This window comes from Dellaglioa sp. CoH-57-MRSF-20 (assembly GCF_056781955.1).
Map to the genome: position 1 here is coordinate 73,586 of NZ_JBXAXV010000006.1, position 17,676 is coordinate 91,261.

A 17,676-nucleotide genomic window follows, 5' to 3' on the forward strand; every position below is an offset into this window, starting at 1 on the left:
TTTTGTGATTAGCACTTAGGAAGATAGAGTGCTAAATAAAAGTGTTGGAGGGATAGAACGTGTTAAAACCATTAGCAGATCGTGTTATTTTAGAAGTAACAAAAGAAGAAGAAACAACAGTAGGCGGGATCGTCTTAGCAAGTAACGTACAAGAAAAACCACAAACAGGAAAAATTGTTGCAGTTGGTGATGGCCGTACGATGGATAACGGTGAAAAAATTGCTGTTGCTGTTAACGTTGGAGAGACCGTTTTATTTGATAAGTATGCTGGCTCAGAAGTTTCATTCGAAGGTAAAGACTACTTAATTGTTCATGAAAAAGATATCGTTGCAACAGTAGACTAATATAAATTTAAATTAAAGATGAGGTGGATTAATTATGTCAAAGGAATTAAAATTTTCTGAAGATGCTCGTTCAGCAATGCTTAGAGGTGTTGACCAATTAGCCAATACCGTTAAATCAACTTTAGGACCAAAAGGCCGTAATGTTGTTTTAGAAGAATCATATGGCTCACCAATTATTACAAATGATGGTGTAACAATTGCTCGTGCGATTGAATTAGAAGACCATTTTGAAAATATGGGTGCTAAATTAGTATCAGAAGTTGCTTCAAAAACGAATGATATAGCTGGTGATGGAACGACAACTGCTACTGTTTTAACACAAGCTATCGTCACTGAAGGTATGAAGAATGTGACAGCAGGTGCTAACCCTGTTGGGATTCGTCGTGGTATCGAAACTGCTACAAAAGCAGCCGTTGCTGAATTACATGAATTATCACACAAAGTTGAAACAAAAGAAGATATTGCTCAAATTGCTTCTGTATCTTCAGCTAATGAAGAAATTGGTGCTTTAATTGCTGACGCTATGGAAAAAGTTGGTAATGATGGCGTTATTACAATTGAAGAATCAAAAAGCATCGATACATCATTAGATGTCGTTGAAGGGATGCAATTTGATCGAGGTTACTTGTCACAATATATGGTAACTGATAACGATAAAATGGAAGCTAACTTAGAGACACCATATATTTTAGTAACGGATAAGAAAATTTCTAATATTCAAGAAGTCTTACCATTATTACAATCTATTGTGGAACAAGGTCGCCCATTGTTAATCATCGCCGATGATGTTGATGGGGAAGCTTTACCAACATTAGTATTGAATAAAATTCGTGGTACATTTAACGTTGTTGCAGTCAAAGCACCTGGATTTGGTGATCGTCGTAAAGCGATGCTTGAAGATATTGCCATCGTTACTGGTGCAACAGTGATTACTGATGAACTTGGTTTACAATTGAAGGATACAACAATTGAACAATTAGGTTCAGCTGGTAAAGTTAATATTACAAAAGAAAACACAGTTATTGTTGAAGGTTCTGGTGATAAAGCTAAAATTACAGAACGTGTTGGTTTGATTAAAAAACAAATCGATGAAACGACGTCTGAATTTGATCGTGAAAAATTACAAGAACGTTTGGCAAAATTATCTGGTGGGGTTGCTGTCATCAAAGTTGGTGCTGCAACTGAAACAGAATTAAAAGAACGCAAATACCGTATTGAAGATGCTTTGAATGCGACACGCGCTGCTGTCGAAGAAGGATTCGTTGCCGGTGGTGGTACTGCATTTGTTAACGTTATTAGTAAAGTTGCTGCACTTGAAGCAGTTGGCGATGAATTAACGGGTATCAAGATTGTTCAACGTGCTTTGGAAGAACCAGTACGCCAAATTGCAAAGAATGCTGGACTTGAGGGTTCAGTTATTGTTGAAAAACTAAAATCAGAAAAACCTGGTATTGGTTTTAACGCAGCAACAAATGAATGGCAAGATATGATTGAAGTTGGGATTGTTGATCCAACTAAAGTGACACGCTCAGCATTGCAAAATGCAGCTAGTGTCTCAGCCTTATTATTAACAACTGAAGCAGTTGTTGCAGATAAACCAGAACCAGTATCTGCAGCTGATCCACAACAAATGCCTGGTGGTATGGGCGGTATGATGTAACCCATTTGTCATAAAAAATGATGAAAATTTAAGAGCTATTAATCCGTGTTATTCTGGGATTAGTAGCTCTTTTTTTATGCTGAAAATAAAGTTTGTTTGCAGTATTGTATATTTAAAAATAAACGAGTAAAATAGAGTGAATTCGGTGAATAGAAATTAGTAATTAAAATAACTATTCAGTAAAATAAATGCGCTGTTTTGGCATCATTTATGAATGGATTTTTAAATATAGAACATAAGGGGTAAAGAGAAATGCGTCGTTATTTAAAGAGACTTTTAATTGGGAAGCCATTAAAATCTTCTGAAGAAGGAGATCAACAATTATCAAAATTTAAGGCATTAGCGCTCTTATCGTCAGATGCACTCTCATCTGTGGCGTATGGTACGGAACAAATTGTTACCGTTTTAGTGGGCTTTTCAGCAATGGCAATCTGGTATTCATTACCAATTGCATTGTTAGTCTTAGTTTTATTGGCTTCAATTACAATTTCGTATCGCCAAATTATCCATGCTTATCCTAAGGGTGGAGGCGCGTATGTTGTCTCAAGTAAAAACTTAGGTAAAAATGCTGGATTAATTTCTGGTGGATCGCTTTTAATTGATTATATGTTGACAGTAGCGGTTAGTGTTTCCGCAGGGACTGAGGCATTGATTTCTGCGGTACCTTCGTTATATGGACATCAAGTAGCAATCTCAGTGGTTATTATTATTTTGGTAATGGCAATGAACTTACGAGGCTTGCGGGAATCAGCTTCATTCTTAACTATTCCTGTTTATCTTTTCGTGGTTATGATTATATTGATGTTACTAGTTGGTGGTTATAATATTATGACAGGTCAAGTACCTTACCACGCAACAGCTGCTGTGGGTACGGCCGTTCCTGGAATTACACTAGCCTTACTTTTGAAAGCATTCTCATCGGGATCATCTTCATTAACTGGTGTTGAAGCAATTAGTAATGCAGTGCCTTTCTTCAAAAAACCACATGCTAAAAATGCTGCTGCTACTTTAACAATTATGGCGACGCTTTTGGCAGTCTTCTTTGGTGGAATAACATTCTTAAACTATTGGTATGGCATTATTCCTACTGAAAAAGTAACTGTTCTTTCACAAATTGCACAAACAACATTTGGACAAGGTATTTTGTATTACGTTTTCCAATTTTCAACAGTATTGATTTTAGTATTAGCTGCAAATACAGGTTTCTCGGCATTTCCAATTTTAGCGTTTAATTTAGCTAAAGATAAATTTATGCCTCATTTGTATATGGATAAAGGTGATCGATTAGGCTACTCTAACGGAATTATCACGTTAGCGGCCGGATCAATTATTTTAACATTTATATTTAATGGATCAACGTCATTATTAATTCCATTATATGCGGTAGGTGTGTTTATTCCGTTTACGTTGTCTCAGACAGGGATGATTGTAAAATGGTATCATGATCGCCCAAAAGGTTGGATTATGAAAGCCTTTTACAATTTCTTAGGGGCCTTTATCTCATTTAGTATTTTGTTGATTCTCTTTAGATATCGCTTATCAACAGTATGGCCATTCTTTATTATCATGCCAGTTATGTATATTATATTCTATAAAATAAATGATCATTACAATAAAGTTGCCGAACAATTACGTTTAACAGAAGAAGCAGAAATTCATGATTACGATGGCTCCACAGTTATCGTGTTAGTTAGTTCTGTAACGCATGTTACAACGGGTGCAATTAATTATGCACGTTCAATTGGTGACTACGTAATTGCAATGCACGTTTCTTTCGATACAAATCCGGAAAAAGAACATGAAACGGAACGTGAATTTAAAGAACGTTTCCCTGGTGTTCGTTTTGTTGATTTACATTCGTCATATCGTTCAATTGCTTCACCTGTTGTGAAATTTACAGATGTTATTGCTAAGAATGCCGCTGCTCGTAACTTCACAACGACAGTCTTAGTACCACAGTTTGTTCCAAGAAAACCATGGCAAAATATTCTTCATAATCAAACGAGTTTAAGATTGAGAACGGTCTTAAATTCTCGCGAGAATATTATTGTTGCAACATATAATTATCATTTGAAAAAATAAACATTGAAAAGTATCAATTAAATTTAATTGATACTTTTTTTGTATTTATTTAACAACGTGGTATAGTTAAGACTACTATGACAGAATATTTTTAAGGAGAGATATCAAAATGTTTCCAATTATCGTAGCATTTTTCGCAACAGCGCTTATCTCCGCGTTGCTAACTCCCGTTATTAGACTATTTTCAATTAAAATTGGAGCAGTCGATGTTCCAAATAATAGACGAGTAAATAAGGTTTCAATGCCTACAATGGGTGGATTAGCCATTTTTATAGCTTTTAACTTTACGAATTTTTTTATTTTAAAAAATCAATATCCAATAAAAATGTTAGTGACACTGTTTGTTGCTGAATTGGTAATTATTATCACCGGTGTTTTAGATGATAAGTTTGAATTAAAACCACGCCAAAAGATGTTTGGCATCACAGTTGCCGCCTTGATCGTCTACTTTTTTTCAAATATGCGAATGACGACATTCACTTTACCTTATTTTGGTATTATTAATTTAGGATGGATGAGTTTCCCTATTACAATTATTTGGATTTTAGCTATTACAAATGCTATTAATTTAATAGACGGATTAGATGGCTTAGCAACTGGGGTTTCCATTATTGATTTATTTACAAGTGGTTTGGTAGGCTATTTCTTTTTAGTTAATACAAATAGTTATATTGCAATTATGATGTTTACGCTGGTTGCTGCTCTGATTGGATTTTTGCCATATAATTTCTTTCCAGCTAGAATCTACTTAGGGGATACAGGCGCGTTATTTATTGGATTTATGATTTCAGTATTCTCTTTATCTGGACTTAAAAATGCAACTTTTATTTCTATTATTGTGCCTGTTTTAATATTGGGTGTACCAATTACGGATACTGTTTATGCAATGTTACGCCGGATTTTAAATAAAAAGCCTATCTCTCAAGCAGACAAACATCATTTACATCATCGTTTGATGCAAATGGGGTTAACGCATCGACAGACAGTATTAGTTATATATGGCATTGCGTTAATTTTTTCATTTATTTCATTACTTTATCCAATATCATCAATTTGGGGTTCAATACTAATGTCAGTTGCGACATTAGTGGGACTAGAACTATTCGTAGAGTCCATCGGATTAGTTGGATCTAAACGAAAGCCACTGCTAAATTGGATTAAAAGAATTGTTAAAACGATGACTTCAAAAAAATAGATAGTAAAAAGGATGTCCAGTAATTGGGCATCCTTTTTACTTAACTTGAATTTCATTATATAAATCTTGGCCTAATTTAAAAGTTATTTGGTTATTGAGTAGGTTGATTAGTTGATCTTGTAAGGTTAATATCAAATTTTTATCAACTGCTAAAGTTATTTCTACTGTTTCAAGATAGGTTGTGTGTTGGATTATAATTGAATTTTTTTCAAGATAATTTTCAAGTTTTCCAACATTTTGGTAAGCAATTTGGCAAATAAGTTCGGTTTGTAAAATACGTTCAACGATACCAATTTGTTCAATCGTCTGCGAAGCAGCATTACTATAAGCACGGATTAAACCACCAGCACCTAGCTTAATACCACCAAACTTTCGACTAACAACGATACAAATATTTTTAAGCTGATTTTTTTTAATAACTTCTAGAATGGGAACACCAGCCGTTCCAGAGGGTTCACCATCATCGCTTTGACGTTGGATTTCAGACTCAGTACCAAATGTGTATGCAAAACAGTGATGTCTTGCTTTAGGTTCTAATTTCTTGACTGATTCAATAAAAGCAACTGCATCAGATTCTGTCGCGATTCGAGTGACACGACAAATGAAGGAAGACTTCTTTTCAATTAATGTGGCTAAACCAGATTCTTTAATTGTTAAATAATTTTTTGACATAATTAAGGTTCCTTTGCGTATTTAAACTTATTGAAGGGATTGAGGAGAATGACACTTTCAAGTTTGTATGGTCGTTTAATAACTGATTCAGAAATTGACGAAACTATTAATTTAGATGAACTTACGTCGTACCCAGGAATTAGTATTGAAGATAAACAATTAATCTGTCGCAGATGCCTTTCACAACTTAATTTAAAGGAAAATAAATTACAAGGTGACCGGTACTATTGTTCATACTGTATGATATTAGGACGTATTTCAACTACGACTACACTTTATACTATACCTGAACCCAACTTGTTTTCAACTCAAAAAGGGAGTCCATTGACGTGGAATGGAGAATTAACGACTAGCCAAGAAATATGTGCTAATGAAGTGAAACAAATTTTTAAAAATTCGGGTGCCCGGCATTTACTGTGGGCGGTAACCGGCGCTGGTAAAACAGAAATGCTATTCAAAGGTATTGAAGCTGCTATTATGGATGGTAAGCGCATCTGTTTAGCATCACCACGGGTCGATGTTTGTATTGAATTATTTCCGAGATTGCAGGCAGCATTTCAAAATATTGATATTTGTTTGCTGCACGGAAAGACAACGGAACCATACCGTTATACCCAACTAGTCATCTGTACAACACATCAATTGTTAAGATTTCATAAAGCGTTTGACGTTATGATAGTTGATGAGGTAGATGCCTTTCCATATGCACAGAATCAATTACTGCTTCAAGCAACAACACAAGCAACTAAACAAAAAGGGGCAAGTTTATTTTTAACGGCAACCCCAAGTGAGGATCTGTTAAAGGAGGTTCGCTTAAAACAATTAACGGTTAGTTATTTACCAATACGCTTTCATGGTCAATTATTGCCTGAAATTAAAATTAAATTTGAAAAAGCGTGGGAAAAGAATTTAAAAAAAGGACGTTTACCCAAAAAATTAACACTGAAAATGACAGAGTGGCTAAAACGTAAGGATCCATTTTTAATTTTTGTGCCGAAAATTTGGTTATTGGAACCAGTAATGGAAGCATTTAAAAAGAAGTTTCCTAATTTAAAGGGGGACACTGTTTATTCTGAAGATCCAGATAGACTAGATAAAGTTAAGGCAATTAGAACAGGCGAACTACGGTATCTAATCACAACAACAATTTTAGAACGTGGTGTGACATTTGCTAATCTGGATGTTTTTGTTCTGGGTGCAGATGATAAAACTTTTTCAACGGCAGCGTTAGTTCAGATTGCTGGCAGAGTGGGACGTAATGTCAATCGTCCGTTTGGTGACGTTATCTTTTTATGTTGTGACTACACGATTTCAATAAAAAAGGCAGTTGGACAAATAAAAACGATGAATCGTAAAGCAAGGAAATTAAAGATATGAGAAACTGTCAGATTTGTCATAATACATTTAGTCAAAAATTAACGCTAGCATTTATATTATCGACTAAACCTTATGAAAAAAAGATAGTTTGTAAGAGATGCCAGGAGCAGTTACGATTGATTAATACTCAGTTAGCCTGTAGAGGATGCGGTCGAGAACAAAATAGGCCACAATTATGTGCGGATTGTAAGAAATGGCAACTTATTTATCCTAATTTAAATTTTCAGAATCAAGCGTTGTACATTTATAATGATTTTATGAAAGATATCATTAAAAATTATAAGTTTAATGGTGATTATCAGCTGAGAACTATTTTTCAAGTACAATTAAAGCACAAAATAGAAACAATTGATTTTGATTACCTCGTGGTGATACCTGTTGATTCTGAAACGTTAAATAATCGAGGATTTAATCAAGTCTGTGGTCTTTTAGATATTAAGCATGATCATTTTTTAGTGCGAAATAATACGGTTAAAGAAAAACAATCGCATAAAAATAGGCAACAAAGGCTTGAATTAATTCAACCGTTTGAACTTAGTCCAGATTGCCCAGATTTATCGGATAAAGTTGTTTTGATTGTGGATGATATTTATACTACCGGCCGAACACTATTTTATGCCCATATTTTGTTAGCACAAAATGCTAAAAGCATTAAGAGTATTACCCTTGCAAGATAATGAACAATAGGTACAATTTTTAAATAAATTAGTATGATATATTTAAGCAAAAGTTAAAATGACTGTTAACGATTACAATGGCGTTTTAAATAGATTTGTTAAGGGATATCATTTGTAAATTTAAGTCTATTCGCTTATAATTAAATCAAGCGGTAAGGTAATTAATAGTTTCGTTACCTGCTGTAGATTGAAGGGAGAGTTTATTATGTTAAAATACAATATTCGCGGTGAAAATGTTGAAGTTACAGATGTTACTAGAGATTATGTTGAAAAGAAATTATTTAAATTAGAAAAATACTTTACTGATACATCTAATTCAACGGCCCATGTTAATTTAAAAGTTTATTCAGATAAAACGGCCAAAGTTGAAGTGACAGTTCCGATGCCTTCTCTCGTCCTTCGAGCTGAAGAAACATCACAAGATTTACTTTCAAGTGTTGATCTTGTGACTGATAAATTAGAACGTCAAATTCGCAAATATAAAACTAAAATTAATCGCCAATCAAGAGGCAAGGGAATTAAAGATATTGAAATTCGTAATGAAATTGCTGATGAAGAATCAGATTCTATTGATGAAGTAAGCAAATTTGATGTTGTTCGGACAAAGCATGTTTCTTTAAAACCAATGAATAGTGAAGAAGCTATTTTACAAATGGATATGTTGAGCCATAACTTCTTTATTTACGAAGATGCTGATACAGAGGGTATTAACATTGTTTACAAACGTAAAGATGGTCGCTATGGTTTAATTGAAGCTGAAGATTAAACTAACCTTGAAAAGCCTGTTGAGTAAGTTAACTACTCAGGGCTTTTTTGTTATTTTAGTTTAAAATTTATTGATTTAGTGATACTATAAAAAATGATATTATAATTAAAAATAATTCAATAAATGTGTTTGATATATAAGGGGAAAAGCTAAATGGCAAATGTATTAAGACAATGGGTTGAAAGTGATAATCGTGAATTAAGAAAACTAGGCAAAATAGCCGATAATATTGAAAATATGGCCGACGAGATGGCTTTATTATCTGATGATGAACTAAAAGCTAAAACACCTGCTTTTAAAGCAAGATATCAAGAAGGTGAAACGCTTGATGATCTTTTACCAGAAGCATTTGCAGTGGTACGAGAAGCCGCAAAACGTGTGTTAGGACTATACCCATTCCGTGTGCAAATGATTGGTGGAATGGTTTTAAATAATGGTGATATTGCGGAGATGAAAACTGGTGAAGGTAAAACTTTAACAGCTACTATGCCCGTTTATTTAAATGCAATTTCAGGTCTAGGTGTTCATGTTGTTACTGTTAATGAATATTTATCAAGCCGTGATGCAACAGAAATGGGCGAATTATATTCATGGTTAGGTTTAACTGTCGGATTGAATATTAACGAAAAAACAGCTGAAGAAAAGCGCGAAGCCTACGCAGCTGATATTACCTATTCAACAAATAGTGAATTAGGCTTTGATTACTTACGTGATAACATGGTTGTTTATCGTGAAGATATGGTTCAAAGACCTTTAAACTATGTTATCGTCGATGAAGTTGATTCAATTTTGATTGATGAAGCTAGAACACCGTTGATTATTTCTGGTCAAGCTGAAAAGACGACTGCCATGTATGTTCGTGCAGATCGTTTTGTTAAAACGTTAACTGAAGAAGAAGACTATAAAATTGATCTTGAATCAAAATCAATTTCATTAACCGAAGAAGGAATTCGTAAAGGTGAAAAATATTTTGGACTAGATAATTTATATGATACAGATAATACAATTTTGACTCATCATTTGGATAATGCATTACGGGCTAATTTTGTTATGCTACGTGATAAAGATTATGTTGTACAAGATGGTGAAGTTATGATTGTTGATCAATTTACTGGTCGTATTATGGAAGGTCGTCGTTATTCTGATGGTGTTCATCAAGCTATCGAGGCTAAAGAACATGTTGAAATTGAAGACGAAACTAAAACAATGGCTAACATCACTTACCAAAATTTCTTTAGAATGTACAAGAAATTATCTGGTATGACGGGTACTGCTAAAACTGAAGAAGAAGAATTCCGTGAAATTTATAATATGGAAGTTGTTCAAATTCCAACGAATAAACCTATTATTCGTGATGATAAAGCAGATTTATTGTATCCATCTTTAAATAGCAAATTTAAAGCTGTCATTGCTGATATCAAAGAACGCCATGAAGCTGGTCAACCTATGTTGATTGGTACTGTAGCAGTTGAAACGTCAGAATTATTGGCACAAATGTTAGATGATGCTGAAATTCCACATGCTGTCTTAAATGCTAAAAATCATGAACGTGAAGCTGAAATCATTTTAAATGCTGGACAACGTGGTGCTGTTACCATAGCTACGAATATGGCCGGACGTGGAACTGATATTAAATTAGGCCCTGGCGTTAAAGAAATTGGTGGATTAGCTGTTATTGGTACAGAACGCCATGAATCTCGTCGTATTGATAATCAACTTCGTGGCCGTGCTGGCCGTCAAGGGGATGATGGGATGACACAATTCTATCTTTCTTTGGAAGATGATTTGATGTTACGATTCGGTTCAGAACGTATTAAGAGCTTCTTAGAACGTATGAACATTACTGAAGATGACGCTGTTATCCAAAGTCGTATGATTACAAAACAAGTTGAATCAGCACAAAAACGTGTCGAAGGTAATAACTATGATACACGTAAAAATGTTTTACAATATGATGATGTTATGCGTGAACAACGTGAGGTTATTTATAACCAGAGACAACAAATTATTATGGAAGAAAAAACATTAAAACCTGTTATTATGCCTATGATACAACGTACTGTTAATCATATTGTTCAGATGCACACGCAAGGTGACCAAAATGAATGGAATTTACAAGCTATTGTAGATTTTGCTGTCTCTTCAATGGTTAATGAAGACAGTATCTCATTGGCAGATTTAGAAGGTAAAGATGCTAACCAAATCGAAGCCTACTTGGTCGACCGCGCTGAAAAGAACTATGAAATTAAAGAAGATCAATTAGTTGATGCAGCACAAATGCTTGAATTTGAAAAAGTGGTTGTGTTACGTGTTGTTGATGATAAATGGACAGCGCATATTGATGCAATGGATCAACTTCGTCAGTCTATTGGACTACGTGGCTACGGACAATTAAACCCTCTAGTTGAATACCAATCAGATGGATTTAGAATGTTCGAAGAAGTCGTTGGAGCAATAGAATTTGAAGTGACACGTTTATTTATGAAAGCTGAAATCAGACAAAATATTAAACGTTAATCAAAAAGTTAATCAGAGAACATTATTAAAGAGTCACTTCCGAATTCGATAGAGTTTGAAGGTGACTCTTTTTAGTAAATTAAGGAGAAAATTGATGGAATTAAGCGATTATAGGAAACAAATTAATGAAATGGAACAAAAAATAACTAACTTCAGGGGGTCTCTTTGACTTAGAGACGCTGAATGAACGTATTTCTGAAAATGAAGAACGAATGGCTAACCCAGATTTTTGGAATCACCAAGAAGAAGCACAAAAAGTTATTGACGAAAACAATCAATTAAAAGGTAAATATGATGCGTTTCATGATTTAGAGAGTAAGGTATCAGAATTACAAGTCATGCTTGAATTATTACAAGAAGAAAATGATAATGATATGCTAATAGAATTTGATGACTTGTTTAACGAGACAAAAAAAGCACTCGACAAGTATCAATTACGATTATTATTGAATGAACCTTATGATAGCAGAAATGCTATTTTAGAAATCCATCCAGGTGCAGGAGGTACCGAATCTCAGGATTGGGGATTAATGTTACTTAGAATGTATACGAGATGGGCTGAAAAAAGTGGGCTAATCGTCGAAACAGTAGATTATCAATCTGGCGATGAAGCGGGATTGAAAAGTGTGACGCTTCTTATTAAGGGAGTAAACGCGTATGGTTATCTTAAGAGTGAAAAAGGGGTGCATCGATTAGTTCGTATTTCACCTTTTGATGCTGCTGGTCGACGCCACACGTCTTTTGCATCTGTTGATGTGATGCCAGAGTTGGATGATTCAGTCGAAATAGAATTAAATCAAGATGATATCAGAATGGAAGTATTTAGATCATCCGGAGCTGGTGGACAACATATTAATAAAACATCTTCAGCAGTTAGATTAATTCATATTCCAACAGGGATAGTAACTTCGAGCCAAGCGCAGCGGTCACAATTTCAAAATAGGGCAACGGCTGAAAGTATGATGAAATCTAAGTTATATCAACTTGAAATGGAAGCAAAAGAAAAAGAACGTGCTGCCATTCAAGGTGAACAAATGGATATTGGATGGGGGTCGCAGATTCGATCATATGTGTTCCACCCATACTCAATGGTTAAGGATCATCGTTCCGATTTTGAGACTGGTAATGTTCAAGCGGTAATGGACGGTGATATAGATGGATTTATTAATGCTTATTTACAGTGGAAATTAAAAAATGAAAATCCAAGTTAAAAAATGAAACTTAATTGTAAGACTACTGCAATATAAAGGTAAATAATCATGCTATAATGAAAATGTTATGAAAATAGACACAGGAGGATTCACTGTTTGATAGAATTTAAAAATGTATTTAAACAATATTCTGATGATATTATTGCAAGCAATGATATTAATCTTCGAATTGACCAAGGTGAATTCGTATATGTGGTTGGACCTAGTGGTGCCGGAAAGTCGACATTTATAAAAATGATGTACCATGAAGAACAAGCAACATCTGGTGAAATCACAGTAAATGATTTTCATTTAGAAACGATGAAACCAAAAGAAGTACCATTTTTACGAAGAGATTTAGGAATTGTATTCCAAGATTTCAAATTATTACCTCGTTTAACAATTTTTGAAAATATTGCATACGCGTTAGAAGTTATTGAAAAAGAACCTGCAGAAATTAAAGAACGTGTTGATTACGTGCTAGATCTTGTTGATTTGTCTGACAAGGCGGATAAATTTCCGGAAGAATTATCTGGTGGTGAACAACAAAGAATTGCGATTGCACGTGCAGTTGCAAATAAACCAGAAGTCTTAATTGCTGATGAACCAACGGGGAATTTAGACCCTGAAACGTCAGATGATATTATGTCAATTTTAGAAAAAGTTAATGAACAAGGGACAACAGTTATCATGGCAACTCATAATAGTATTATTGTGAACAAATATCCACATCGTTTGTTGGCTATTGAAGATGGCCGTATTGCCCGAGATGAAGAAGGAGGAAAATACGGTTATGAAAATGAGAACGTTTAGGCGTCATTTTGGTGAAAGTATTAAGAGTTTACGTCGTAATGGATGGATGTCTGTTGCTGCTATTAGTGCTGTTACTGTAACGTTAATTTTGGTTGGGGTGTTACTTTCAATCTTAATGAACGTAAATAAATTAGCATCTGATGTTGAGAACGATGTTCAAGTCAGAGTGTTTGTTGAACGAAAGACAACAAAGAATCAACAGGCTGATTTGAAAAAGAAACTTGAAAGTTATTCAGAAGTTAAAAAAGTTACTTTTTCAAGTAAAAAGGAGCAATTACAACAAGTTGTTGGTAGTTATGGTAATGAATTTAAGTTATTTGGTGGGGATGATAATCCACTATATGATACATTTGATGTTCAAACTAAAAAACCAAAACAAACTGAGCAAATTGCAAAACGTGCTAAAAGTTTAGATTATGTAAATGATGCTAGTTTTGGGGGCACATCTGCTAAAAAACTATTTAAAGTAGTTGGTAATATCCAAAAATGGGGTATGATTATTAGTGCTTTACTCCTCTTTGTTGCAGTATTCTTAATTTCTAACACGATTAGAATCACAATTTTATCTCGAAGAAATGAGATTGGAATTATGCGTCTAGTAGGTGCGACGAATGGATTTATCAGATGGCCGTTTTTACTTGAAGGTGCATGGACTGGGCTTTTAGGTGCTATCATTCCAATTATTTTAGTTGATTTTGGCTATATTTGGATTTATAACGGTTTACAAGTTTCGTTGGCATCAACTAGTTATCAATTATTAACACCAGGAACTTTCTTGGCAGAAATTGATTTATTATTAGTGTCAATCGGGATAATTATTGGTGCTTTAGGATCGTTCGTTTCAATGCGTCGTTTCCTTAAAATTTAATTAAATTTTAAAAGACTGATTTTGCTAAATGCAAAATTCAGTCTTTTTTGTTATTATGATTATCTTTTTTGAATCATGACAAAGCATGATATAATTTGAGTACTATATATTAAAGAAAATAGGTGCATTTATGGTAACGCTTAAAATTATTGGAAACTTTTTCATGCAACCAACGCTTTGGTTAGCAATTATACTGATTTATGGTATGTATACACGAAGAATTAAAAAAGAGAGACAAGCATTTAGAACAGCTGTCGATAGTGATTTTTATGAGGGACGTCATGCAATAAAAGTAGGCTTTATTTTTAGTATTATTGGATCAATGTTACTATTTGGACTAGGTGTTATGTTGCCTATTAACTGGGTAGTTATTTATGCTATTTTTATGATTTTAGGACTACTACTATACCCAGTATTTGATGCTATCTTTCCGCTATTTATTATATCGGGACTAGTATATGGGATGACTAAATCTCAATTAAGTAATTTTGAAATATTTAAATATGAAGAATTTCACGTTGAATTTACGACAGGGATTCTACTGATAGGGACAGTCATTTTATTTATAACTGCTTGTGCGCTGTATTTATTCAGAAATAGTCCCTTATCGCCGAACACACAGTCAGGTAAACGAGGGCGAAATATATCGTCGTTTAGTATGAAGGATCTGTATCTGGTGCCACTTGTAATTCTAACACCGGGTGATCAATTCCATAGTGTACTCTCTTGGTGGCCAATTATTCATATAGCAGGTACAGAATTTAACATCATTATTTTACCATTAATTGTTGGGCTATCATTACGTATCTATAAAGAAATACCAAGAGTAGCTATCAAATTTATAAAAAAACAATACTTATATTTAGCTTTTATAGGGACAGGTTTAGCGATAATGGCTATATTTATACCAATAATGGGGATATATGGATTAATTGTTCTATTAGTTGCGTATTGTATCAGCCAATATATGATCAAACGCCATGATAATAAACAAGAAAAATGGTTTGCAGAATCCAATGAAGGAATATTAATTGTAGGGGTACGCCCAGGTACGCCAGCTTCAAAGATGGACGTAGAGGTTGGTGATGTGGTCGTTCAATGTAATGGCATTGAAGTTAGAAACGAAACCGAATTGTATGAAGCATTACAGAGTAGCTCAACGTATTGTCGATTAAAAATTAGGACATTTAGTGGAGATACAAAAATAACAGAAAGTGCGATATTTTCAGACTCACCATATGAAATAGGGTTAGTCATAATTAAATAAATTTAGTTATCAGGGGGATAAATAATGAAAAAAATTTTAGTTGTAGATGATGAACCAGCAATTGTTACGCTGTTAACGTATAATCTAGAAAATGCGAACTATGAAGTGCATGTAGCAATAGATGGGCCTAGTGCATTTAAAAAAGCAACAGAACAAAATTTTGATTTCATTATTCTCGATTTGATGCTGCCTGGTTACGATGGTATCGAAGTTACAAAAAAATTAAGACAAGAAAAAGTAAAAACGCCAATAATCATTTTAACGGCTAAAGATGATGAATTGAATAAAATAATTGGTTTAGAAATTGGTGCAGACGATTATATGACTAAACCGTTTAGTCCAAGAGAAGTAATAGCAAGAATTAAGGCTATTTTGAGACGTACTGAACATGACTCATCTAAGGATGAACAAATTGATAATGAAGTGAGAGAATTTAAAGATTTTAAAATTGATTTTTCTAACTATTCAGTTTATAAAAATGATGAAAAAGTTGCATTAACACCAAAAGAGTTCGAACTTTTAGTATATTTTATTAAACGAACAGGACGTGTGCTAAGTAGAGAAAAGTTATTGAGCGGTGTTTGGGGATACGATTATGAAGGGCAAACAAGGATGATAGATATGCATGTGAGCCATTTACGCGAAAAATTAGAAGTAGATGCTAAAAACCCCCTATATTTAAAGACAGTTCGAGGATTTGGCTATAAGTTTGAGGAGAATAAATGAAACAAAAACTAAAATGGATAATTACGACGTTAATCTTGTTGCTAAATTTAACATTTAGTATGACACTTCTATGGGATGTATCCGGGAAACTTTTTAGTAAGAATAGTATTATTGGAGTAAGTGTGTTGAGTTTGATTGAAATAGCTATACTTTATAAAATAGCATCTAAAGCAGGTGCTGAGTCCGAATTAATGGCTAATATATTGAATAGTTTAGTCAATAAAGGAGATTCTTATCATGTATTACTAGATACAGATAGTCCCAATTTTGAATTATCGAAAGCCATTAATCGTGTTGAAAGTTATCAAAAGAAAAGAAATATTCACTATCAGGTACAAAATAATAACTATCTAAAATTAATTGAACATTTGACAGTTGGGGTTATGCAAATTGATCATAAAAGACAAGTACTAGTCGTAAATGATATGATTTCTAAATTATTAGGCCAACAGATAGAAAGTAAGCAACATTCATATATTGATGATATTAAAACATACAAATTGAGTGGACTAATTGAAAAAGCCATTAAAACACAAGATAAGCAAAGAGATGAAGTTGAAATTGCCAATACAAACAGAGTGGTTGATGCAACGGTCGTCTATATAGCAAATAACAATGTAGAATTTCAAGTAATCGTAATTTTATATGATATAACTGAGCTGAAATTATTAGAGAAAATGCAAAATGAATTTGTCGGAAATGTGAGTCATGAATTGAAAACACCAGTAACAGCAATTAAAGGATTTGCTGAAACTCTTTTAGAAGAATCTGTTGATTCAAGTACAACTAACAAATTTTTAAATATTATTTATGACGAAAGTGAAAAATTAGAAGTATTAATTCAAGAGATATTAAAATTAGCAAAAGGGCAAAAACCCAAAGAAAATATTTCGAGTTTCAATTTAGATGCTATGATAAATTATGAGTTAGATTTATTAAGTAGTACTATTAAAAGTAAAAATTTAATAGTAGACAAGAGAATAACAAAAGATCTTTATGTAAAGTTTGATAAAAATAAGATAGCCACTATCTTAGGTAATTTATTGCAAAACGCTGTTAAATATAATGTTGATAATGGGCGTATGGTAGTTGAAGTAGGCAAAATAAAGACAAGATTTTTTATAGCAGTATCAGATACTGGTATTGGTATTTCAAATCAAGACAAAAAAAGAATATTTGAACGTTTCTATAGAGTAGATCCGTCTAGAAATAAACAAATAGAAGGTAATGGGCTTGGCCTCGCTATTGTGCAGGAACTAGTGACATCAATGGGTGGAGAGATTAGTGTGAAAGATTCGAATGATAAGGGGACTGAAATTACGATTTATTTGTAATATTAAGAGATATTCACATAAATAGACTTGACCAAGAAAAAGAAAGCTGATATATTTAATAAGTGCTATTGAGGCGATAATGAATATCGCAAATAAAGTGTTGACATGAGATATACCAGATGGTATATTAATAAAGCTGATTGATACGGCAAGAAGAAATGAATATTTATTCAAAAAAATTCTTGACA

General features: G+C 33.5%; 15 protein-coding genes. 14 read left to right on the forward strand and 1 reads right to left on the reverse strand.

Features of this window, described 5'->3' with window-relative positions:
• Positions 1–59 precede the first annotated feature (59 nt).
• The 4 genes from groES to AC1RPN_RS06945 all read left to right on the forward strand — a co-directional run bounded on the left by groES (position 60) and on the right by AC1RPN_RS06945 (position 5,281).
• The gene (gene groES, locus AC1RPN_RS06930; RefSeq protein WP_481761952.1) at positions 60–344 is read left to right on the forward strand and encodes a co-chaperone GroES; all 285 of its coding nucleotides are present in this window, start codon (positions 60–62) and stop codon (positions 342–344) included.
• Between the two features lie 34 nt (positions 345–378).
• Complete coding sequence (gene groL / locus AC1RPN_RS06935; RefSeq protein WP_481761953.1) at positions 379–2,004, forward strand: chaperonin GroEL; 1,626 nt, start codon at positions 379–381, stop codon at positions 2,002–2,004.
• 252 nt (positions 2,005–2,256) lie between these two features.
• On the forward strand, positions 2,257–4,086 hold the full coding sequence (locus tag AC1RPN_RS06940) for an APC family permease (protein ID WP_481761954.1): 1,830 nt from the start codon (positions 2,257–2,259) through the stop codon (positions 4,084–4,086).
• A gap of 109 nt (positions 4,087–4,195) precedes the next feature.
• Positions 4,196–5,281, forward strand: coding sequence for a glycosyltransferase family 4 protein (locus tag AC1RPN_RS06945; RefSeq protein WP_481761955.1), 1,086 nt, complete (start codon positions 4,196–4,198; stop codon positions 5,279–5,281).
• Between the two features lie 36 nt (positions 5,282–5,317).
• On the opposite strand, the gene AC1RPN_RS06950 is transcribed toward AC1RPN_RS06945, so the two are convergent.
• The gene (locus AC1RPN_RS06950; RefSeq protein WP_481761956.1) at positions 5,318–5,953 is read right to left on the reverse strand and encodes a YigZ family protein; all 636 of its coding nucleotides are present in this window, start codon (positions 5,951–5,953) and stop codon (positions 5,318–5,320) included.
• 48 nt (positions 5,954–6,001) lie between these two features.
• Here AC1RPN_RS06950 and AC1RPN_RS06955 point away from each other — a divergent pair, with 48 nt between their 5' ends.
• The 10 genes from AC1RPN_RS06955 (at position 6,002) to AC1RPN_RS07000 (ending at position 17,488) form a co-directional block, all read left to right on the forward strand.
• Complete coding sequence (locus tag AC1RPN_RS06955; RefSeq protein WP_481761957.1) at positions 6,002–7,330, forward strand: ATP-dependent helicase ComFA; 1,329 nt, start codon at positions 6,002–6,004, stop codon at positions 7,328–7,330.
• Positions 7,331–7,446: 116 nt separating this feature from the next.
• A complete protein-coding gene (locus AC1RPN_RS06960) occupies positions 7,447–8,007 on the forward strand; it encodes a ComF family protein (protein WP_481761958.1) in 561 nt (186 codons plus the stop codon).
• A 205-nt stretch (positions 8,008–8,212) separates the two neighbouring features.
• On the forward strand, positions 8,213–8,773 hold the full coding sequence (gene hpf / locus AC1RPN_RS06965) for a ribosome hibernation-promoting factor, HPF/YfiA family (protein ID WP_409021489.1): 561 nt from the start codon (positions 8,213–8,215) through the stop codon (positions 8,771–8,773).
• Between the two features lie 153 nt (positions 8,774–8,926).
• Positions 8,927–11,290 carry a preprotein translocase subunit SecA gene (secA, locus tag AC1RPN_RS06970; protein ID WP_481761959.1) on the forward strand — a complete coding sequence of 788 codons (2,364 nt, stop codon included), beginning with the start codon at positions 8,927–8,929 and terminating at the stop codon, positions 11,288–11,290.
• A 94-nt stretch (positions 11,291–11,384) separates the two neighbouring features.
• A protein-coding gene (gene prfB / locus AC1RPN_RS06975; RefSeq protein ID WP_481761960.1) for a peptide chain release factor 2 occupies positions 11,385–12,501 on the forward strand; the annotation gives its coding sequence in 2 pieces (ribosomal slippage) (positions 11,385–11,456 and positions 11,458–12,501; 1,116 coding nt in all).
• A gap of 96 nt (positions 12,502–12,597) precedes the next feature.
• On the forward strand, positions 12,598–13,293 hold the full coding sequence (gene ftsE, locus AC1RPN_RS06980) for a cell division ATP-binding protein FtsE (RefSeq protein ID WP_481761961.1): 696 nt from the start codon (positions 12,598–12,600) through the stop codon (positions 13,291–13,293).
• Positions 13,274–14,161 (forward strand): permease-like cell division protein FtsX, encoded by an 888-nt coding sequence (gene ftsX, locus AC1RPN_RS06985; protein ID WP_481761962.1) that lies wholly within the window; start codon positions 13,274–13,276, stop codon positions 14,159–14,161. Before ftsE ends, ftsX begins: the two co-directional genes overlap by 20 nt.
• A gap of 130 nt (positions 14,162–14,291) precedes the next feature.
• Positions 14,292–15,428, forward strand: a complete 1,137-nt coding sequence (locus AC1RPN_RS06990; RefSeq protein WP_481761963.1) for a PDZ domain-containing protein — start codon at positions 14,292–14,294, stop codon at positions 15,426–15,428.
• A gap of 24 nt (positions 15,429–15,452) precedes the next feature.
• Positions 15,453–16,154: a response regulator transcription factor gene (locus tag AC1RPN_RS06995; RefSeq protein ID WP_481761964.1), complete on the forward strand. Its 702-nt coding sequence runs from the start codon at positions 15,453–15,455 to the stop codon at positions 16,152–16,154.
• A 122-nt stretch (positions 16,155–16,276) separates the two neighbouring features.
• Entirely contained in the window at positions 16,277–17,488 is a 1,212-nt protein-coding gene (locus AC1RPN_RS07000; protein ID WP_481762949.1) for a sensor histidine kinase, read from the forward strand.
• The last annotated feature ends 188 nt before the right edge of the window (positions 17,489–17,676 follow it).